General features: G+C 50.2%; 20 protein-coding genes. All 20 read left to right on the forward strand.

Going from position 1 to position 20,479, the window contains the following annotated elements:
- Nucleotides 1-380: 380 nt before the first annotated feature.
- The 20 genes from sucC to KXU80_RS02165 all read left to right on the forward strand — a co-directional run bounded on the left by sucC (nt 381) and on the right by KXU80_RS02165 (nt 20,367).
- Nucleotides 381-1,541, forward strand: coding sequence for an ADP-forming succinate--CoA ligase subunit beta (gene sucC, locus KXU80_RS02070; protein WP_219836647.1), 1,161 nt, complete (start codon nt 381-383; stop codon nt 1,539-1,541).
- Between the two features lie 57 nt (nt 1,542-1,598).
- A complete protein-coding gene (sucD, locus tag KXU80_RS02075; protein ID WP_219836648.1) occupies nt 1,599-2,528 on the forward strand; it encodes a succinate--CoA ligase subunit alpha in 930 nt (309 codons plus the stop codon).
- A gap of 171 nt (nt 2,529-2,699) precedes the next feature.
- Nucleotides 2,700-3,815: a DNA-processing protein DprA gene (dprA, locus tag KXU80_RS02080; RefSeq protein WP_219836649.1), complete on the forward strand. Its 1,116-nt coding sequence runs from the start codon at nt 2,700-2,702 to the stop codon at nt 3,813-3,815.
- Between the two features lie 27 nt (nt 3,816-3,842).
- Complete coding sequence (gene topA, locus KXU80_RS02085) at nt 3,843-5,945, forward strand: type I DNA topoisomerase (protein WP_219836650.1); 2,103 nt, start codon at nt 3,843-3,845, stop codon at nt 5,943-5,945.
- A gap of 34 nt (nt 5,946-5,979) precedes the next feature.
- On the forward strand, nt 5,980-7,332 hold the full coding sequence (gene trmFO, locus KXU80_RS02090) for an FADH(2)-oxidizing methylenetetrahydrofolate--tRNA-(uracil(54)-C(5))-methyltransferase TrmFO (protein WP_219836651.1): 1,353 nt from the start codon (nt 5,980-5,982) through the stop codon (nt 7,330-7,332).
- Between the two features lie 167 nt (nt 7,333-7,499).
- On the forward strand, nt 7,500-8,045 hold the full coding sequence (gene hslV, locus KXU80_RS02095; protein ID WP_219836652.1) for an ATP-dependent protease subunit HslV: 546 nt from the start codon (nt 7,500-7,502) through the stop codon (nt 8,043-8,045).
- A gap of 36 nt (nt 8,046-8,081) precedes the next feature.
- On the forward strand, nt 8,082-9,488 hold the full coding sequence (hslU, locus tag KXU80_RS02100; protein WP_219836653.1) for an ATP-dependent protease ATPase subunit HslU: 1,407 nt from the start codon (nt 8,082-8,084) through the stop codon (nt 9,486-9,488).
- 33 nt (nt 9,489-9,521) lie between these two features.
- Nucleotides 9,522-10,292: a GTP-sensing pleiotropic transcriptional regulator CodY gene (gene codY, locus KXU80_RS02105; RefSeq protein ID WP_219836654.1), complete on the forward strand. Its 771-nt coding sequence runs from the start codon at nt 9,522-9,524 to the stop codon at nt 10,290-10,292.
- A 249-nt stretch (nt 10,293-10,541) separates the two neighbouring features.
- Nucleotides 10,542-10,952, forward strand: coding sequence for a flagellar basal body rod protein FlgB (gene flgB, locus KXU80_RS02110; RefSeq protein ID WP_219838825.1), 411 nt, complete (start codon nt 10,542-10,544; stop codon nt 10,950-10,952).
- A gap of 2 nt (nt 10,953-10,954) precedes the next feature.
- The gene (flgC, locus tag KXU80_RS02115; RefSeq protein ID WP_219836655.1) at nt 10,955-11,404 is read left to right on the forward strand and encodes a flagellar basal body rod protein FlgC; all 450 of its coding nucleotides are present in this window, start codon (nt 10,955-10,957) and stop codon (nt 11,402-11,404) included.
- A 25-nt stretch (nt 11,405-11,429) separates the two neighbouring features.
- Nucleotides 11,430-11,747 carry a flagellar hook-basal body complex protein FliE gene (fliE, locus tag KXU80_RS02120; protein ID WP_308858164.1) on the forward strand — a complete coding sequence of 106 codons (318 nt, stop codon included), beginning with the start codon at nt 11,430-11,432 and terminating at the stop codon, nt 11,745-11,747.
- Between the two features lie 42 nt (nt 11,748-11,789).
- Complete coding sequence (gene fliF / locus KXU80_RS02125; RefSeq protein ID WP_219836656.1) at nt 11,790-13,358, forward strand: flagellar basal-body MS-ring/collar protein FliF; 1,569 nt, start codon at nt 11,790-11,792, stop codon at nt 13,356-13,358.
- A gap of 11 nt (nt 13,359-13,369) precedes the next feature.
- Entirely contained in the window at nt 13,370-14,380 is a 1,011-nt protein-coding gene (gene fliG, locus KXU80_RS02130; RefSeq protein WP_219836657.1) for a flagellar motor switch protein FliG, read from the forward strand.
- On the forward strand, nt 14,373-15,194 hold the full coding sequence (locus KXU80_RS02135) for a FliH/SctL family protein (protein ID WP_219836658.1): 822 nt from the start codon (nt 14,373-14,375) through the stop codon (nt 15,192-15,194). Before fliG ends, KXU80_RS02135 begins: the two co-directional genes overlap by 8 nt.
- A complete protein-coding gene (fliI, locus tag KXU80_RS02140) occupies nt 15,184-16,518 on the forward strand; it encodes a flagellar protein export ATPase FliI (RefSeq protein WP_219836659.1) in 1,335 nt (444 codons plus the stop codon). The genes KXU80_RS02135 and fliI overlap by 11 nt, the downstream gene beginning before the upstream one ends.
- 9 nt (nt 16,519-16,527) lie before the next feature.
- Nucleotides 16,528-16,974: a flagellar export protein FliJ gene (gene fliJ, locus KXU80_RS02145; protein ID WP_219836660.1), complete on the forward strand. Its 447-nt coding sequence runs from the start codon at nt 16,528-16,530 to the stop codon at nt 16,972-16,974.
- 63 nt (nt 16,975-17,037) lie between these two features.
- Nucleotides 17,038-17,934, forward strand: coding sequence for a magnesium transporter MgtE N-terminal domain-containing protein (locus KXU80_RS02150; RefSeq protein WP_258171400.1), 897 nt, complete (start codon nt 17,038-17,040; stop codon nt 17,932-17,934).
- A gap of 48 nt (nt 17,935-17,982) precedes the next feature.
- Nucleotides 17,983-19,476 (forward strand): flagellar hook-length control protein FliK, encoded by a 1,494-nt coding sequence (locus tag KXU80_RS02155; RefSeq protein ID WP_219836662.1) that lies wholly within the window; start codon nt 17,983-17,985, stop codon nt 19,474-19,476.
- Between the two features lie 53 nt (nt 19,477-19,529).
- Nucleotides 19,530-19,997 (forward strand): flagellar hook capping FlgD N-terminal domain-containing protein, encoded by a 468-nt coding sequence (locus KXU80_RS02160; protein WP_219836663.1) that lies wholly within the window; start codon nt 19,530-19,532, stop codon nt 19,995-19,997.
- On the forward strand, nt 19,990-20,367 hold the full coding sequence (locus KXU80_RS02165; RefSeq protein ID WP_219836664.1) for a TIGR02530 family flagellar biosynthesis protein: 378 nt from the start codon (nt 19,990-19,992) through the stop codon (nt 20,365-20,367). The genes KXU80_RS02160 and KXU80_RS02165 overlap by 8 nt, the downstream gene beginning before the upstream one ends.
- Nucleotides 20,368-20,479 lie beyond the last annotated feature (112 nt).

Raw genomic sequence — 20,479 nt, forward strand, 5'->3', positions numbered from 1 at the left:
AAGCAGCAGCATCATTCGACACACTCAAAGCGGCATTTTTGCAAACGAGAAGAAGGCTTATAGTGGTCCAGCAAGGTCATAGAATAAGTTCCATCTTTTTGTAGACGTCTCATGAATCGGAAGGTATAATTCATTTGTATCAGAACATTTGTTCGTAGTCAATATTTTCTTAATCTTTGGTAATACTAGGTTAAGCATCAATACATCTCCATGTTGGTTCGATGTAACCCGCTTTCATATCGATATGAGATGAAACTGATAGCAAAAAAGATGGCTTACATTACTAAAAAAATAAGAAAAGCCATGACGAATTGTGTTACAATACTTATGGTTTTGGCTACTTACGTAGGAGTTAACTGCGGATAGGAGGATTTTCGTAAATGAATATCCATGAGTATCAAGGTAAACAATTGCTAAAACAATATGGGGTTGCCGTACCGGAAGGTAAAGTGGCATTCACTGTAGATGAAGCGGTAGAAGCTGCGAAAGCGCTGGCTACTCCTGTTGTCGTTGTTAAAGCACAAATTCACGCTGGTGGACGCGGTAAAGCCGGCGGTGTCAAGGTTGCCAAAAATTTGGACGAGGTTCGTGAATACGCCAGCCAAATTCTCGGTAAAGTGCTTGTCACCCACCAAACAGGTCCAGAAGGCAAAGAAGTTAAACGCCTGCTCATCGAGCAAGGCTGCGACATCAAGAAAGAGTACTACATCGGGCTTGTGGTTGACCGTGTAACAGGCCGCATCGTCATGATGGCTTCTGAAGAGGGCGGAACAGAGATTGAAGAAGTCGCTGAACACTCCCCTGAGAAAATTTTCAAAGAAATCATTGATCCTGCTGTAGGTCTGCAAGTATTCCAAGCGCGTAAGCTTGCGTACTCCATCAACATTCCTAATGAGCTGGTCGGAAAAGCATCCAAATTCATGCTTTCCCTCTATGCGGCATTTGTTGATAAAGACTGCTCCATCGCGGAGATCAACCCGCTCGTCGTAACAGGCGACGGCAACGTTATGGCTCTTGATGCCAAATTGAACTTTGATTCCAATGCGCTGTACCGCCACAAGGATATCCTTGAGCTGCGCGACTTGGCTGAAGAGGACGAGAAAGAAATCCAAGCGTCCAAATTTGATCTGAGCTACATTGCCCTTGACGGCAACATCGGCTGTATGGTTAACGGGGCCGGTCTTGCGATGGCGACGATGGACATCATTAAATATTACGGCGGCGACCCTGCGAACTTCCTGGACGTAGGGGGCGGTGCGACGAAGGAGAAAGTTACCGAAGCGTTCAAAATCATTCTCTCCGATGAGAAGGTTAAGGGCATTTTCGTTAACATCTTCGGCGGTATCATGAAATGCGATATTATCGCAGACGGCGTTATTTCCGCAGCGAAGGAGCTTGGTCTTGACCGTCCGCTCGTCGTTCGTCTGGAAGGAACAAACGTTGAACTCGGCAAGAAAATGTTGAACGAATCCGGACTAAACATCGTTGCTGCTGACTCCATGGCCGACGGTGCGCAAAAAATCGTCGCGCTTGTGAAGTAAGACAACTATTGTCGCTATGTAGCGGCATACGAATTCATTTAGGGGATGTGAGTTTCGATGAGCATTTTGGTAGGCAAAGATACAAAAGTCATAACCCAGGGTATTACAGGTGCCACAGGGTTGTTTCATGCGAAGGGCGCCCTGGAATACGGTACCCAAATGGTTGGCGGTGTAACACCAGGTAAAGGTGGAAGCAACGTTGATATTACACTAGAGAACGGAACGGTTGTATCGCTTCCGGTATTCAATACAGTAGCAGATGCAGTTGCCAAAACAGGCGCTACAGCATCGGTTATCTACGTACCGCCTGCATTTGCAGCTGATTCCATCTTGGAAGCGGTAGACGCAGAGCTTGATTTGGTCATCTGTATCACGGAAGGTATTCCGGTTATCGACATGATCCGCGTAAAACGCTACATGGAAGGCCGTAAAACACGCTTGATCGGACCAAACTGCCCAGGCGTAATAACACCGGGCGAATGCAAGATCGGCATCATGCCGGGCTACATCCACACGAAAGGCCATGTTGGCGTCGTATCCCGCAGCGGAACACTTACTTATGAGGCCGTTCACCAGCTGACTACGCGCGGTATCGGACAATCGTCTGCCGTTGGTATCGGCGGCGACCCGGTTAAAGGCTCCGAATTCATCGACATTCTGAATATGTTCAATGAAGATCCGGACACGTATGCGGTTATTATGATTGGCGAAATCGGCGGTTCGGCAGAAGAAGAAGCTGCTGAGTGGGTGAAAGCCAACATGAAGAAACCGGTAGTCGGCTTTATCGGCGGCGCAACTGCACCTCCAGGTAAACGCATGGGTCACGCAGGCGCAATCATTTCCGGCGGTAAAGGTACGGCAGCTGAGAAAATCGCAACGCTTGAAGCATGCGGTATTCGCGTTGCTCCAACACCATCGGAGATGGGCTCCACGCTTGTCGGCGTTCTTGAAGAGCGCGGCATACTGGACAAATGCAAAACGCACTAAGTATTAGAATGGAATAGCTTGATTCAAAGGTAAGCAACCTTTTCGAATGCCCTCTAAGGGCTCGGAAGGTTGCTTTTTTTGCGTGATTACTAAACTCGGCTTGCATTCTCTTTCCTGCTCAAGCACAATAAGGAGGATGCGGCCCTACCATAGAGAGGATGCGCATTATTAATGAAGGAACACGATATTCGCAAGGAAGCATTAGTTACACTGCATGAGACACCGGGCATCGGTTGGCAGTCGGTACGGAAGGCTGTCGAGTGCGGCCAATGGTCTGCATATGAAAGATTTACGCCCGAAGCATGGATGTCTTCGGCAGGACTCAAGCCGGAGCAAGGTAAAGCATTATCGAATGCGTTTACATCGATGGACATTGAAGCGCGCCGAGCGCGAATGATGAAGCTCGGGATAACGGTGATCTGCTATTTTGACGAAGCCTACCCCGAACTGCTCAAGCAATCGCCTCAACCGCCGTGGGTACTGTATACAATCGGGCGCTTGCACTTGCTTAACCAGCAATCTATAGCCATCGTTGGAACACGTGGACCGACGTCCTATGGGAGGAGAACGGCATCGCAGCTCGGAGAGAAGCTCTCGCTTCACGGCATAACCGTCGTAAGCGGGCTTGCGCGCGGTGTAGATGCCATGGCGCATGAAGGTGCACTAAAGGGAGCGGGAAGCACGATCGCCGTACTCGGGACCCCTGTGGACCGCGTATATCCTGCCGAGAATCGTCATCTCTTTCAGGAGATTGCGGCAAACGGGCTGATCATCTCTGAAGTGCCGCTCGGTACGCCTTTTCATCCTGGCTTATTTCCGCTTCGAAACCGAATCATTGCAGGTCTTTCGCTCGGAACCGTTGTAGTGGAAGCAGCGGAACGAAGCGGATCGCTCATTACGGCTGATCAGGCACTGGAGATGTCGCGCGACGTCTTTGCGGTACCTGGGCCTATTTCATCGCCGAAGAGTGCGGGTACGAATGGACTGATCAGACAAGGCGCTAAGCTGATTGCATCATTTGAGGATATCATGGAAGAGTACGAGGGACTGCTAAACAACACTCCGGCTGCGCCGGTGAATCAGGAACAAGCTGCGGTCGAACGGGAAGTGGATTTGACCGAAAATGAGGCGATAATCTATCGGATTTTGCTCCATGAAGCGCGAACGACGGATCAATTGCACGAGCTTTCTTCCTTCCCTTTTGGACTTTTGCATTCAGTTCTGATAAATTTAACTGTAAAACGGAAGATTGAACAGCACCCAGGTTCCATATATAGTGTATTGTAACAAAGTTGTGGAGAGGAGGACGCATTTATGGCGGATTCACTTGTCATCGTCGAGTCACCGGCGAAAGCCAAAACAATCGGCAAATATCTCGGAAGCAAGTTCATCGTGAAAGCATCGATGGGACATATCCGCGATCTGCCCAAGAGTCAGATCGGTGTCGAAGTAGAAAATGATTTTAACCCCAAATATATAACCATTCGTGGCAAAGGCAGCGTCCTTAAAGAATTGAAGGATGCCAGCAAGAAAGTCAAAAAAGTCTATCTCGCAGCTGACCCGGATCGCGAAGGTGAAGCTATCGCTTGGCATTTGGCGCATTATCTCGAAATCGACGAGAGCGACACCTGCCGCGTTGTATTTAATGAAATCACGAAGCAGGCGGTTAAGGATGCGTTCAAGACGCCGAGACCGATTAATATGGATCTGGTCAATGCTCAGCAGGCGCGGCGGATACTAGACCGTCTTGTAGGCTACAAGATCAGCCCTTTGCTTTGGAAGAAAGTGAAGAAGGGGTTGTCAGCAGGACGCGTGCAGTCGGTAGCGGTTAAGCTCATCATTGACCGCGAGAATGAAATTGATGCGTTCGTGCCTGAAGAGTACTGGACTATTACAGCTCAGCTGAAGAAAGGCTCGTCTTCGTTTGAAGCCAAGTTCTATTCCTTGAACGGGGAGAAGAAGGAGCTAGGTAACGAAAGCGAAATGCAGGAAGTGCTAAAGGCGATGGGCTCCTCGCCATTCACGGTCGGCGAAGTGAAGGAGAAAGAACGTCTTCGCAATCCTGCAGCGCCATTCATTACAAGCTCACTGCAGCAGGAAGCTGCGAGGAAGCTCGGTTTCCGTGCATCGAAGACGATGTCGGTCGCCCAACAGCTGTACGAGGGCGTGGATCTTGGCAAAGAAGGCACGGTTGGTCTCATCACTTATATGAGAACCGACTCTACTCGGTTATCGCCGATCGCGCAGGAAGAAGCGAAAGCGTATATCGAGGAGAAATACGGTCCGGCGTTTGCACCGGAGCAACCGCGAGTCTATACGAAGAAGAACAGCAATGCACAGGATGCGCACGAAGCTGTTCGCCCCACGTCAGTACTCCGTGATCCGGACACGATGAAGGAGTACCTCAGCCGAGACCAGTTCAGGCTGTATAAGCTCGTTTGGGAACGGTTCGTTGCCAGCCAAATGTCTTCTGCCGTGCTTGACACGATGACCGTCGACTTTAATGTGGGCAGCGGTGCTGTTTTCCGGGCCGTAGGTTCGAAAGTAAAATTTCAAGGATTTATGAAGCTCTATGTCGAGGGCAATGATGACGGGACAACCGACGAAGAGAAGTTCCTTCCGCCGCTGGCTGCAGGCGATGTCGTAGCGCCTGAATCTATTGAGCCGAAGCAGCATTTCACACAGCCGCCGCCGCGTTATTCGGAGGCGCGCCTCGTCCGAATGATGGAGGAGGTTGGCATTGGGAGACCGAGTACGTATGCACCGACGCTGGAAACGATTCAGAAGCGCGGATACGTTGCCATGGAAGAGAAGAAATTTATTCCGACAGAATTGGGCGAGCTTGTCATCCAGATGATGGAAGAATTCTTTCCCGAAATTCTGGATGCCGAATTTACGGCACACATGGAAGAAGATCTTGACCACGTCGAAGACGGCAAGGAAGATTGGGTTCGCGTGTTAGGCAACTTCTATACTTCTTTCGAGAAGCGTCTGGAAGTCGCCGAGGATGAGATGAAGGAAGTTGAGCTGCAGGATGAGATTTCGGATGAAATCTGCGAAAAATGCGGCAAGCATTTGGTTTACAAAATGGGCCGGTTCGGTAAGTTCCTCGCTTGCTCCGGGTTTCCGGACTGCCGGAATACGAAGCCGATCGTCAAAGACATCGGCGTCGCTTGCCCGAAATGTGCGGTTGGCAAAATTATCGAACGCCGCAGTAAGAAAGGCCGTTATTTCTATGGCTGCGATCAATATCCCGGCTGTGACTACGTGTCGTGGGATAAACCGGTCAGCAAGCCGTGCCCGTCATGCGGCAGCTTAATGGTTGAGAAACGAAACCGCAGCGGCGCGAAGCTGGTATGCACGCAATGCGAACACAACGAAGAAGTGGTAGAAGAGCAGGACTCTGCAGAATTGTAGATTCAAGCTCTGGATTGAAAGGATGGTAATTGCAGTGTCAGATGTACAACGCGTCACCGTAATCGGTGCAGGTCTTGCCGGCAGCGAGGCTGCTTGGCAGATTGCTTCACAGGGAGTTCCCGTAACACTTTACGAAATGAGGCCGGCAACGAAGACGCCGGCGCATCATACGAAAAACTTCGCCGAGTTGGTATGCAGCAACAGCCTTCGCGCGAACGGACTGGCTAACGCAGTCGGTGTTCTGAAGGAAGAAATGCGCAGAATGAATTCCATCATCTTGGACTGTGCAGACCGAAATGCTGTACCGGCAGGCGGCGCTCTCGCGGTTGACCGCGACGGGTTTTCCGGTGACGTAACCCGGATTCTGCACGAGCATCCGTTGATTGATGTCCGAATGGAGGAAATAACGGAAATTCCGCAGGACGGCATCGTACTGATCGCGACAGGTCCGCTTACGGCACCGCGCTTATCCGCGCAGATTCAAGAAATGCTCGGTCAGGAATACTTCTACTTCTACGACGCTGCAGCGCCGATCGTCGAGAAGGACTCCATAGATATGTCTAAGGTATATCTGGCTTCGCGTTACGATAAAGGCGAAGCGGCGTACTTGAATTGTCCGATGACGGAAGAAGAATTCGAAATTTTCCATGAAGCGCTTCTAACGGCTGAAACGGCCGAAGTGAAAGAGTTCGAGAAAGAACAATATTTCGAAGGCTGCATGCCGATTGAAGTCATGGCAAGCCGCGGGAAGCAGACGGTACTGTTTGGACCGATGAAGCCTGTCGGTCTTGTTAATCCCCATACAGGGAAGCTGCCGCATGCAGTCGTTCAGCTGCGTCAAGACAATGCAGCAGGCACGCTGTACAACCTGGTAGGCTTCCAGACCCATCTGAAGTGGGGCGAACAGAAGCGGGTCTTGTCGCTCATTCCAGGGCTTGAGAATGCAGAATTCGTACGGTTTGGCGTCATGCACCGCAATACGTTCATTAATTCGCCGAAGCTGCTGCGCTCGACGTACCAAGCGATTAATCGCGACAACTTGTTTTTTGCTGGGCAAATGACAGGCGTTGAAGGCTATGTGGAATCGGCAGCTTCCGGCCTGATTGCAGGGCTTAACGCAGGCCGTCTTGCTAAGGGAATGGAGCCTCTCGTATTCCCGGCTGATACAACACTCGGGAGCATGGCACAGTATATAACGACGGCTGACTTTAAACATTTCCAGCCGATGAATGCGAACTTCGGGTTATTCCCTCCGCTTGAGCAGCGCATGCGAAGCAAGAAGGACAAGAATGATGCTATTGCGAACCGGGCTTTAACGCATCTGGCCAGCTTTCAAGAAGAGCATCATTTAACCGTTGGTAGAAAGCAAGAAGCGCTCAGCGAATAACTGCGTGCGATGACCGTTAAAAACAGCAGCGGCAGCAAGAGGCAAGACAGCGGCCGCTGTTTACTTTTTTAAAAGTTTTTGCAATACTCAATCAATTCCGACGAAAGCATGCATTTGAACACTGTCGTTTACATATCGCGCATTGCAGACCTGAAGGAGGTTTTATAATGAATATGGAGTTTCATGCAACGACGATCTGCGCCGTTCGCCATAATGGCAAAGGAGCTATAGCCGGCGACGGGCAGGTCACTTTCGGTAATAGCATGGTGATGAAGCATCATGCCAAGAAAGTGCGCCGTTTGTACCGCGGTCAAGTTATTGCTGGATTTGCAGGGTCAGTCGCCGATGCGATTTCGCTGTTCGAGAAATTCGAAGGCAAGCTGGAGGAGCACCACGGCAATCTGCAGCGCGCTGCTGTAGAGCTAGCGAAGGATTGGCGCTCTGATCGTGTTCTGCGAAAGCTCGAAGCGATGATGATCGTCATGGACGCAACAGGCTTGCTGTTGATTTCCGGCGGAGGCGAAATTATTGAGCCCGATGACGGCATTCTTGCCATCGGCTCCGGCGGCAGCTTCGCTCTGGCTGCTGCTCGTGCGGTTCGTCAGCATGCGCCGCATATGGAAGCGAGAGATATGGTCAAATCTGCACTTGAAATTGCTGCGGATATCTGCGTATTTACGAATCGAAATATTATTGTGGAAGAGATCGAATAAAGTACGAGTAAGAGGTTCAAAATGGAGGGATTTCATATGCCAAACGAAGCATTGACACCGAAGCAAATCGTATCGGAACTCGATAAATATATCGTCGGTCAGAAGCAAGCCAAACGCTCTGTCGCTGTCGCTCTTCGCAACCGTTATCGTCGCGGACGCTTGGATGAGGCGATCCGGGATGAAATCGTCCCGAAGAACATCCTGATGATCGGTCCAACCGGAGTAGGAAAAACAGAAATCGCCAGAAGGCTGGCGAAGCTTGTCAATGCTCCGTTCGTTAAAGTAGAGGCGACCAAGTTCACGGAAGTCGGTTATGTGGGCCGCGATGTCGAATCTATGGTCAGAGATCTCGTGGAAACGGCCATTCGTATGGTGAAGCTGGAGAAGACGGAGAAGGTTAAGGATAAAGCGGAAGCAATGGCAAATGAACGAATCGTGGCGTTGCTGGTTCCTTCTTCCGTCAAAGCCAAATCATCGAAGAATCCGCTTGAGATGCTTTTCGGCGGCAACAACGGATCGAAAGAGCCTGACGAAGAACCGGAAGAGAGCTCATCGGTCATCGAGCGCCGTAAGCAGGTCAAAGAGCAGCTAGCAGCAGGCAAGCTTGAGAATGAACTGATTGAGATCGAAGTCGAAGATAATTCGCCGAATATGCTCGATATGCTTGCTGGCCAAGGCAACGAAGGCATGGGGATGGGAGCGAACATGCAAGAGCTCTTCGGTCAGCTGATGCCGAAGAAGTCGAAGAAGCGCAAACTCCCTGTCAAAGAAGCGCGCAAAGCGCTTACGCAAGAAGAAGCCAACAAGCTGATCGACATGGACGATGTCATTTCGGAGTCGGTTAGCCGCGCGGAGCAATCAGGTATTATTTTCATCGATGAGATCGACAAGATCGCCAGCTCCTCCCGCGGGTCCGGTCCTGATGTATCGCGGGAAGGCGTTCAGCGCGACATTTTGCCGATTGTGGAAGGATCTACGGTCATGACTAAATACGGTCCGGTCAAAACAGACTACGTGCTGTTCGTCGCGGCAGGAGCTTTCCATATGGCGAAGCCGTCCGATCTTATACCGGAGCTGCAAGGTCGTTTCCCAATTCGTGTCGAATTAACAAACTTGAGTCTTGAAGACTTTGTAAAGATTTTGACGGAGCCAAAGAACGCGCTAACGAAGCAGTATACCGCCCTGCTGGAGACGGAAGGAATTACAATTACCTTCTCGGATGATGCCATTCATGAGCTTGCTTCCATTGCGGCGGAGGTCAATAAGAATACGGAGAACATTGGCGCTAGACGATTGCATACGATTTTGGAGAAGCTTCTGGAGGATTTGTCGTTCGAAGCGCCGGAGCTGTCGCTCGAGCATTTGACCATAACACCGGAATATGTGCGCGAGAAGCTCGGCAATATTGCGAAAAATCGCGATTTAAGTCAATATATACTGTAAGGGAACGGACAGGATAGTAGGAGGCAAACAGGAATGATTTTATTGGCAAAAACAAGAACGCTCAATCGTCTGCTGCAGCGTGCGGCAGGCGGGGCGCTCAATTTTCGAGAGATGGCTGAAGTGCTCAGTACGACGATTGGGGCCGATGTGTTTGTCGTCAGCCGCAAAGGGAAAGTACTGGGCTGTGCAGCAGCAGGTCCTTATCAGCATGAGCAGTTGCGTGCGCTTCCGACAGGGGACATGCGGTTCTCTCTTGAGAGCAATGAACGTTTCATGGGGATGCAGGAAACGGTCACCAACGTAAAGCCGGATTCCGGGATCGCGGAATCCTTTCCAATGATGGCGACGCAAGGGATTATGACGGTCGTACCGATTGTTGGCGGCAGAGAGAGAATCGGGACTTTGATCCTACTTCGGAGTTCGGATTCATTCGGGGATGACGAATTGATACTGGCAGAGTACGGAAGCACGATTGTCGGCATGGAGATTCTGCGCGAGCGCGCGGAAGAAATCGAGCAGGAAGCTAGAAGCCGAACTGTGGTGGCTGTGGCGGTCGGCTCCTTATCGTTCAGCGAGCTGGAAGCCGTCGAACATATATTCGATGAGCTGGATGGTAAAGAAGGGCTGCTCGTCGCTTCCAAAATTGCGGACAGAGTGGGCATTACTCGCTCGGTAATCGTGAATGCCTTGCGGAAGCTGGAGAGCGCTGGCGTCATTGAAACGCGTTCGCTTGGCATGAAAGGGACATACATTCGAATACTTAATACCCAGCTGCTGCTGGAGCTCAAAAAGAATAAAAGTTAATTATTGCATATTTCCATTACAAAATCATTCAAAAACCAGTTCAAATTTCCCTATTTTTAGTCCTATCTTCGACAAAGATAGGGCTTTTTTCTTATTGTAATAAATTAGGAAGTTGAGGAAGATTAATCTGACAGTAAAGTTCGACACAAGTCTCTCATATTTTTAATAATTCTTTGTCGAACAAAGAAGGAATGAGAAGGATTCTGTTGAATGTTTAACTTACAGACGAAACGAAAGCGGGGTTTTTCAGTGAACCTGTTGAATGGCCCAGAATTTAGCAGACTACAGGGTGCGGTGAATGCTGCGGAGATGCGACAACGCGTCATTACCAATAACATTGCCAACGTAGATACGCCGAAATTCAAGCGTTCCGAGGTTGTTTTCGAACAAATGTTGGAACAAAGCATGGGCAACGGAATCTCTCAATTGACTGGAAGAAGGAATAACCCAAGACACATTCCGATCGGGACATCAACTTCGGCGCCACAAGCCCAGGTCGTTACGGATGAGACGAGTGTGATGAACAACGATGTAAACAATGTCGACATAGATCGAGAAATGTCGTTGCTCGCCAAGAACCAACTCAACTATAACTTTTATGTACAGCAAATGAATCATGACGTGAAAATGATGCGAATCGGTATTGAAGGGAGAGGCTGAATTTGAGATTAACGAATGGTTTTGATGCCAGCGCATCTGCGCTTACAGCTCAGCGTCTCCGGATGGATGTTATTTCATCAAACATCGCGAATGCCGAGACGACAAGAGCGCAATACGTTAATGGACGATATGAACCTTACAAACGCAAATTGGTGGTTCTAGAACCGACCTCGAAATCATTTGCGGATGTCCTGAGCGGACAGATGGACGGTTCTAAGACAACGCCGGGGGTCAAAGCATCCCGGATCATAGAAGATCAAACGCCTTCGAAGCTTGTTTATAACCCTACACATCCCGACGCAGACGAGAACGGCTATGTCAAAATGCCGAACGTTGATGTGCTGAAGGAAATGGTAGACATGATCTCGGCATCTCGTTCGTATGAAGCCAACGTAACAGCTTTAAACGCAACGAAAGGCATGTTCGTCAAAGCGCTTGAAATTGGCAAATAAACAGAGATAATTCGGAGGGATTCCATTGATTAATCCAATGTCATTTAGTGCGGCGGCGCCTTCGCAGTCGATTAAGCCCATCGTATCAAATAGCCTCAAGGACCAAACAACCCCATCACAAATGACGCAGACCTTCAGCGATTTCCTGAAAAATGCGATCGACGGCGTAAGTGACCAAGAAAAGAACGTACATACGATGAATGATCAATATTTGCTGGGCAATGTGGATGTTTCTCAAGTCATGGTGGCTACACAGCAGGCAGAGCTCGGACTGCAGCTTACCTCACAAATCCGCAATAAAGTGGTAGAAGCTTATCAAGAGATTATGCGGATGCAAATCTAATGACGGGCATAAGGCATTAGAAGCTAACAGTGAGGTGAAATCGTGAACGAGAAATTTGCCCAGTATCGAGCGAAACTTGCTCAATATTGGAATGTAATGGAGAAGAAACAGAAGATTTGGTTGGGCGCCTCCGCCGCGATCCTCATCTTGTCAATCATCTTGCTGACATTCCTATTTTCAAGAACGAACTACGAAGTCGCGTTCCGCGATTTGGACAGCAGTGATGCAGCGGCCGTCATGGCCTATCTGGACTCCAGTAAAATCCCTTACAAGCTTTCGGATGCCGGTCAAACGATCATGGTTCCGACCGCTGAAGCTTCCAGGGTTAAAGTAGAAGCCGGCTCTCAAGGCATCGTAAGGAATGGCTCCATCGGATTTGAGTCGTTCAACGATAGTTCGTCCATGTTCGGATCGACCGATCGCGAATTCGACGTCAAATACAGAAGCGCATTGAACGGCGAAATCCAGCGCTTGCTTAATGGTATGCAGGGTGTTCAGAAATCAAACGTGCTTGTCAATCTGCCTGAATCGACACCATTCATGACGACGGAAGAGAAAGAACAGGCCTCGGCGTCCATCATGATCACGTTTCGACCGGGTTACCGTCCTTCTCAGAAGGAAGTAGACGGCTATTACAATCTTGTGAAAACCTCGATTCCAAATATTAAAGTTGATAACGTTACGATTTCTAGTCCTGAGGGCGAACTGATGGCTTCGAGCGAAGTCGGAGGCAGCGCTATTGGTGGAGATTTGATTGAGACTCATTATCAAATCCAGCACAAATACGAGAATGATTTGAAGCAAAAAATTCAATCATTCCTTGCTCCGATGGTTGGCATGGACAATCTGGTCGTAAACGTATCGAGCTCGATTAATTTCGACAAAAAGAAATCGGATCAGCAGCTCGTTTCACCGCTCGAGAACAACAACAACAACGGCATCGTGCTCAGCGAATCCTCCTCGAACAAAACAGCTACAGACGGAGCAGGCGGCGCTGGCGGCGTTGCTGGAACGGGAGAGACGGATGTTCCAGGCTACCAAGCCACTGCCGGCAGCTCCGGCGGCACCTCGGAAGAGAACAGCCGGACGACGAACTACGATTACAATAAGAGCAATATTCAAATCGAATCCGGCCCTTATGTAATTAAGGACTTATCTATTAGTATCGGTGTAGAAAAAAGTAAATTAAGTGCAGAAGCGAAAACCGAGATGAATAATGTCGTTGCATCCATTGTTCGGTCTCAGCTCGTCGAGTCCGGTCAAGACATGAGTAGTGACGAACTGATCAATAAAAAAGTTTCGATCATGGCGCAGACATTTATTGACAATGGCGGTTCGGCATCATCTGCTGTATTATCCACAGGCTGGTTGGTCGGTATCGGAGTTGCAGCGCTTGCACTGATCGGCGGACTTGGTTATGTCGTCGTTCGTCGCAGAAAACAAGCGGCGCTCGTAGAAGAAATGGCTGCACCAGGCAAAGTGGAATATCCGACCATTGATTTGGATAATGTGCAAAATGAAAGTCAAGTTCGAAAACAGCTTGAAACACTTGCCAAACGTAAACCAGAGGAATTTGTGAATTTACTCCGGACGTGGCTTGTTGACGAATAGAGGTGGAGAGAGTGGCAAAGTTACAGGGATTCAGCGGCCGCCAGAAAGCAGCTATTTTGTTAATTGCGCTTGGTCCTGAAGTTTCCGCTCAAATCTTCAAACATTTGAGAGAAGAAGAGATTGAACAGCTGACGCTTGAGATTGCCAACGTGCGTAAAGTAGAAACGCTCGACAAAGAGACGATTCTTAGTGAGTTTCATCAGATTTGCGTTGCGCAAGAGTATATTTCGCAAGGTGGTATCACGTATGCCCGCGAGATTTTGCAAAAAGCGCTCGGCGACCAAAAGGCTATGGAAGTTATCGGCCGTTTGACTGCCACGCTGCAGGTTCGTCCGTTTGACTTTGCCCGCAAGGCTGAGGCTAGTCAGATTCTAAACTTTATTCAAAACGAGAATTCGCAGACGATCGCGCTCGTGTTGTCTTACCTGCAAGCCGAGCAAGCGTCGCAAATCTTGTCCTCGCTGCCGCAAGAGAAGCAAGCAGAGGTTGCGCGCCGCGTAGCGCTCATGGACAGCACTTCGCCTGAAGTCATCTCACATGTGGAACGTGTCCTGGAGCAGAAGCTTTCCGCAACCGTTACTCAAGATTACACCAGTGCGGGCGGTATTGAATCAATTGTTCAAATATTAAATGGCGTCGACCGCGGTACAGAACGTACCATCCTCGATGCGCTTGAAATTCAAGATCCGGAATTGGCCGAAGAAATCAAGAAAAGAATGTTTGTGTTCGAAGATATCGTCAATATCGACAACCGTTCCATTCAACGGATTATCCGCGATATCGAGAATGCCGATCTGCAGCTTGCCCTTAAAGTGGCCAGCGAAGAAGTACGGGAAGCGATCTTCCGCAACATGTCCAAGCGGATGGCCGAAACATTCAAGGAAGAAATGGAGTACATGGGACCCGTTCGGCTGCGTGACGTTGAGGAAGCCCAAACGCGCATCGTAGCGACAATCCGCAGACTCGAAGAGTCCGGTGAGATCATCATCGCCCGCGGTGGAGGGGATGATATCATTGTCTAAGTTGTATAAATCTTCCCATGTCATCTCGGTTGAAGATTTAAAACGGCTTGAATGGTACAACAAATATGTTCAGAAGCCGTCTCCTGATGAGGAAGTACCCGAGGGACCCAGCGAAGAGACGATTTCACTGCGCGATCAAATTTTAGATGACGCCGAACACTTTGCGAAGCAGCGCATCCAAGAAACCGGCGAGCAAATTGAAACGATGTATGGTGATGCCAACGCCCAGATTGATCAGTGGTGGCTTGATCGCCGCCTGCAGGATGAAGAACTGATCGAACAGGCCCGTCAAGAGGGATTTGCGCTTGGTTATCAAGAAGGCAGAACGCAGGCTGAGGCGGAAGTGCGCTCCCGCTGGGAAGTGATGCTGACGGAAGCGAAATCCATTTTGGATTCTGCCTATGAAACGAAAGAACAGATCATTCAAGAAGCCGAACCCTTCGTTGTAGCGCTTAGTGCCGCAATTGCGGAGAAAATCATCAACAAGCAATTGACGATTTCACCGGATTGGTCACTGGATATTATCCGGAAGTCGCTTGAACGCCGTCGCGAGCAAGGCGTCATCACGTTATGCGTGTCGCCAAGGCAGCTCGGCTTTGTACAAGCCGCACGTGAAGAATTGTCGCTTGTAATCGATTCCCAGGCCGAGCTCCAAATTGTGCCGGATGTTTCGGTTAAAGAGTTTGGTTGTGTCATTCGTTCTTCGTTCGGCAGCATCGATGCTAGAATCGATACGCAGCTGGCGGAGATCAAACGCGAATTGATCCAGCTTGCGCTGCAGGCGGAAGAGCGAGGAGCAGCCGATGAAAGCTAATCGATTGGACGCCGAACGGTATATTGAGCATCTAAGACCGATTGATCCTGTTCGCGTTAACGGTAAAGTCACGCAAGTCATTGGATTGACCGTCGAATCGGAAGGGCCGGACGCCAGCATCGGCGATGTGTGTCTCATCTATCCCGCTAAGTCTTCCAAACCGCTCAAAGCGGAGGTCGTCGGCTTCAGAGACAACAAGGTCATTCTTATGCCACTAGGCGAGCTGCATGCGATCGGCCCAGGCTGCGATGTCGTCGGAACGGGCAAACCGCTGACCGTTCAGGTAGGCTCCGAGCTGCTTGGCAAAGTATTGGACGGCTTAGGGCAGCCGCTTGATGGTTCTCACATTCCAAGCCGTATGCCGCATCAGTCAACGAATAACCAGCCTAGCAATCCGCTGATGCGGCCAAGAGTCAAGGAACCGCTAAGTGTCGGCGTAAGGGCGATCGACGGATTGCTGACGGTAGGTCAAGGCCAGCGCGTCGGGATCTTCGCCGGCTCCGGTGTCGGCAAGAGTACGTTGCTCGGCATGGTAGCCAGAAACACATCAGCGGATGTCAACGTCATCGCGCTTATCGGCGAACGCGGCCGCGAGGTGCTGGAGTTTATTGAGAAGGATCTAGGACCCGAAGGTCTTGCGCGCTCAGTCGTCATCGTGGCCACCTCGGACCAGCCGGCGCTCATTCGAATCAAAGGTGCATTAATCGCGACGACGATTGCCGAATATTTTCGCGATCGCGGCCTGAATGTCATGCTGATGATGGATTCCGTTACCCGGTACGCGATGGCCATGCGCGAAGTCGGACTCGCGATTGGCGAGCCGCCGGCAACGCGCGGTTATACGCCTTCCGTGTTCGCCAATCTGCCGAAGCTGCTAGAGCGCGCGGGAACGGGTCAAAGAGGTTCGATAACAGCCTTTTACACCGTGCTTGTTGACGGTGACGACATGAACGAGCCAATCGCCGATGCGGTCCGCGGCATCTTGGATGGACATATCGTACTGAGCCGTGATATGGCGAATAAAGGGCATTTTCCTGCCATCGACGTGCTTGCATCAATCAGTCGTGTTATGAAAGAAATCGTACCGGAAGAGCAGCAGGATGCCGCAAATGAATTGAAACGACTGCTTGCCATTTATAAAAGTTCGGAAGACCTCATTAATATCGGGGCGTACCAGCGAGGCTCGAATGGATTAATTGATCAAGCGATTGACGCATTTGAGGTGATTCGCTCCTTCACGCGGCAGAAAACGAATGAAAAAGTCGGCTATGAAGAATCGCGCGAGCGGCTTATCCAGGATTTCTATCATGAGCAGGGGAGCTGATTTTGCTAGATGTCACGCTTTCAGTACGCCTTTCAAAAAATAGTAGATCTTAAGGTAAGCGAGAAGTCGCAGGCGGAGTGGCAGCTGTCTGTCGTCGTCGGGAAGCTGATGAATGAAGAGCAATTGCTGCAAAAGCTCCATCAGGAGCGAGCATCCTGGTGCGAGCGGCTGCAAGAGGCTTCGATCCAATCGGTTTCGCTGTCCGAGGTCATGACGATGCAAGCCTACATCGACCACCTCGATAACAGCATTATCTGCAAGCTTCGCGATGTTCGGCAAGCACAAGCGGCAGTGGACGAAAGTCGGAGCTTCTTGTCGGAGCGCGTGATGGACGAGAAGGTATGGCAGAAAACGAAAGAAAATGCTTTTCAGAGGTTCCGTGCCGATATGATGGTGAAAGAACAGCATGCACTGGATGAGCTCGCAACCGTACGATTCATGTATTCGGCTCCTTAACGTCAGACAAAGCTTTGCGAATCGGGAACTCATGCCCGAGGGAGGGAAACTATTTTGGCAGACATGGAAATGGAAAAGCAAGGCTACAGTGGTTTTGAGCGCTTTATGTTTTTTGTAACGCCGATCTTATTTACACTGATTCTGCTTGGTGTACTTGTTACCTTGTTCAATTTCGATTTGAGAAACAAGGCGCTGGAAATTGGGAATACCATTCCCTTCTTGAATCGGGTCATTCCTGAGCCAGCGGCTGAAGGCAGTCAAGCCGCAGATGAAGATGCGGTGAAATCAGCGAATACGACGGCCAAAATCACCGAATTGCGCGCACAGCTGACGACGAAAGAAACAGAGCTCACCAAGGCTGCAGAAGACAAAGCCAAGCTGACGAAATCAGTGAAGGAGCTTCAAAGCCAGATCGATCAATTGAAGCAGGCAAATACGGAGAAGCAATTGGATGATGCGGCTTATCAGAGCAAAGTCGGAGAGCTTGCTACGATGTATGCCAAAATCGCACCTAGCAAGGCGGCGCCAATTCTGGAAAGCATGGAGCTTGAGGAAGCCGTACTCGTGCTTGACGCCATGAAACCGGATGACCGTGTAAACATTTTGGAGAAGATGTCTCCGAAAAAAGCGGCAGACGTCACGGTCATGCTGAAAGACGTGAAAACGGCTAAGGACCGCGAAATCGCTGCCCTGCAGGCAAGAATTAAGAAACAAGATACTTCGGTATCACAGACGCCAGTCGTTCTGAGCAACACGCAGTTGAACTCGACGTTCTCGAAGATGGATGCCAAGAGCGCTGCGGATCTTCTTCTGAAGATGGCGGATGTCAGTCCAAGCAAGGTGCTCCGCATACTTAATGCGGTTGACGATGCACCTCGTTCCAAAATCATTGGTGAAATGTCAGCGGCCAATAAAGACGTAACCGCACAGCTGGTTTCGAAATTAATGACGGGCAAGTAAGGAACGACAAGGAATTGACAGCCTTCATTCAGAAAGGAGGTGAAATAGATGCAAATGCCAATTTCAAGCACGTCAACCGGCGCAGCGCCAGCGGCTTCAGGAGCGGGTTCGGCGAAAGCAGCCGACGGCGCAGCTTTTAGCCAGGCGCTCGTTCAAACGCTTGCAGGCGCTCAAGCGGGCAATGCTGAGGGTCAGGCTGGCGGCGAAGCAGCTGGGGTTGCGGTTAAACCCAATTTACTGGCTTCCTTGCTAGGCGGAAATATGTCTGCAACAGATTTGCTTGCTGCGATTGAAGCGATGATACAGAAGCTCGATGGAACAGACGCGCAAGCGTTGGCGGATACCACGTCAAAAGACGATTTGGCTGACGCCTTGGTTCAATTAGATAATCTGCTGAGCACGTTGACAGGCGTTCCGACTATGCAATGGCAAGCTTTGAATTTGCAATCGCCGGATTCTGCCGAAGCAGGAACAAATGAAGGCTCGGCGCAGTCTGCCGACACTTTAATGGCTGTACTGAATGCCATTAGTCAAACAGCAACACAAGGATTAACTGGACTTGCAGGGACTGATTCGACTGGAACGGCTAACCCGTCCGATTCGGATTTGGCTGTCATTACAGCCTTGAAGTCGGGATTGCAGGAAGCATTGACTGATTTGCGCGAGCTTCTGCAGCAGACCAAATCCGGCACGGCCGGACGTGAACAGACTGCCCTCATCAGCAAGCAGCTTGCTTCCATTGAGCAGCTTATTCTCGGAACGAAGCCCGAAAGCCAACCAAACCAACAGTCTCAGTCGGCAGCTCCCGCAGCGGTTGATCAGGCGGATTCCATAAGCGTGATTCAAAAAGCCCCTGCAGCGAACAGTCACCTGCAGCGAATGTCCCATCAGCTCCTTCATGTAGGATTGCTGAACGCGGTTCAGAAGCCGCAGGAACAAGAAGCGGCAGCATCCGTCACGGAGAACAACCAGGATTTGAATGAACTTGGACTGCAGCAGGTGAACGGTGCGACAGTCGATCTGCAGCGCCAGCTCTCGTCAACAACAGTTAAGCCGGTTATCATGCAGCCAGTACCCGTTCAACAATTCGCTTCAACCGTGCAAGGACTTATTGTGAGGGACTTCAATCTTTCCTCTGGCAATGGTGTTTCCCAAGCTCAGCTTACGCTTTTCCCTGAGCACCTAGGACAAGTGAACGTCAACATTTCCGTGCATAACGGCACGTTGACTGCACAGTTTGTCACAGATTCGGCGACTGCAAAGGATATGCTCGAGAATCAGATGGCTCAGCTTCGTTCCGCGCTGCAATCCCAGGGCTTAAATGTCCAGAAGCTTGAGGTTTCGCAAACGTCGGTGCAGCCGAACCTGTTCCAGGATCGTCAAGGCCAACAAGGTAAAGACCAAGGTGCCTTCAAGCGGAATCAGTCCAAGAACGACGCCATCGGAGAAATCGATTTTAATGCTGAGATCGAAGAGCTTTCGACGCAGCAAGTGGTTGACAGAGATCTGGGCTTAGGCCGGGGAATTCATACGACCGCCTAGCCTCTGACGCCAGATGAAACCTCAAGCACAATGGAACGGAGGTGACAAGTAGAATGTCCGGCGATCGCGTTTCAACACAGAATGTATGGCCCTATTACAGCTCAAGCAATGTGCAATCCGCAGCGGCCAAGAAGGAAGATAAGTCGCTTGGAAAAGACGACTTTCTGCGAATTCTAGTAACCCAGCTGCAAAATCAGGATCCGATGCAGCCTTTGCAAGATAAAGATTTTATCGCGCAGATGGCGCAGTTTACGTCCGTTGAGCAGCTGACGAACATGTCGGATCAACTTACGATGCTGAGACAGAACTTGGGCACGGCTTCAAGCATGATCGGCAAGAACATCAAGTGGTACAGTTATTCGGATACCGGCGAGCTTGTTCCGATGAGCGGCAACGTGGATTCCATTGTCATTAAGGATAAAGAGCAGTATGCGCAGGTAGGCAACGCCGATGTGAAGCTGGCTGATATTGTTTCCATTGCCGATACCGGCGATGAAGGCGGTGAGCCTGCAGATGGATGACGTCATGAAAATCGGCCATTTGCGATTAGCTGCGGCGGCGCAGTTCCGTAAACCGAATACGCAAGAAGCCGCTTCTGCCCAGAGCCCTACGTTTAAAGAGGTCTTGGACCGGAACGTGCTTAAATTCAGCCATCATGCAGAGCAGCGGATTGCGCAGCGAGGCATTACGCTGAAACCTGAAACGTTGACGAAAATCGGAAATGCGATTGACCAGGCAGCCGCTAAGGGAGCGAAAGACTCCTTGGTCGTCTACCGGGATATTGCGATGATTGTTAATGTGCCTAGCCGAACGGTCGTTACGGCGATGGACGGCAGCGCAATGCAGGGCAATGTATTCACGCAAATCGACAGTGCAGTGATTGTTTCGTAAGACGGCTGGACCTGAAGTTGAGGAAGCCGAAGAGCCGTGGATCGACGGAAGCGGCTCGATCTAGGAGAAACGCACGGAAGTCCTAATCTGACTTATATCTGTGGGAGGTTGT

Origin of the sequence: Paenibacillus sp. R14(2021) (genome assembly GCF_019431355.1) — a bacterium.
GTDB lineage: Bacteria > Bacillota > Bacilli > Paenibacillales > Paenibacillaceae > Paenibacillus_Z.

Coding starts and splice junctions, on each gene's coding strand:
- sucC (WP_219836647.1), top strand. CDS start 381: ATGAATATCCATGAGTATCAAGGTAAACAATTGCTAAAACAATATGGG.
- sucD (WP_219836648.1), top strand. CDS start 1,599: ATGAGCATTTTGGTAGGCAAAGATACAAAAGTCATAACCCAGGGTATT.
- dprA (WP_219836649.1), top strand. CDS start 2,700: ATGAAGGAACACGATATTCGCAAGGAAGCATTAGTTACACTGCATGAG.
- topA (WP_219836650.1), top strand. CDS start 3,843: ATGGCGGATTCACTTGTCATCGTCGAGTCACCGGCGAAAGCCAAAACA.
- hslV (WP_219836652.1), top strand. CDS start 7,500: ATGAATATGGAGTTTCATGCAACGACGATCTGCGCCGTTCGCCATAAT.
- hslU (WP_219836653.1), top strand. CDS start 8,082: ATGCCAAACGAAGCATTGACACCGAAGCAAATCGTATCGGAACTCGAT.
- codY (WP_219836654.1), top strand. CDS start 9,522: ATGATTTTATTGGCAAAAACAAGAACGCTCAATCGTCTGCTGCAGCGT.
- fliI (WP_219836659.1), top strand. CDS start 15,184: ATGAAAGCTAATCGATTGGACGCCGAACGGTATATTGAGCATCTAAGA.
- fliJ (WP_219836660.1), top strand. CDS start 16,528: ATGTCACGCTTTCAGTACGCCTTTCAAAAAATAGTAGATCTTAAGGTA.
- KXU80_RS02150 (WP_258171400.1), top strand. CDS start 17,038: ATGGAAATGGAAAAGCAAGGCTACAGTGGTTTTGAGCGCTTTATGTTT.
- KXU80_RS02155 (WP_219836662.1), top strand. CDS start 17,983: ATGCAAATGCCAATTTCAAGCACGTCAACCGGCGCAGCGCCAGCGGCT.
- KXU80_RS02160 (WP_219836663.1), top strand. CDS start 19,530: ATGTCCGGCGATCGCGTTTCAACACAGAATGTATGGCCCTATTACAGC.
- KXU80_RS02165 (WP_219836664.1), top strand. CDS start 19,990: ATGGATGACGTCATGAAAATCGGCCATTTGCGATTAGCTGCGGCGGCG.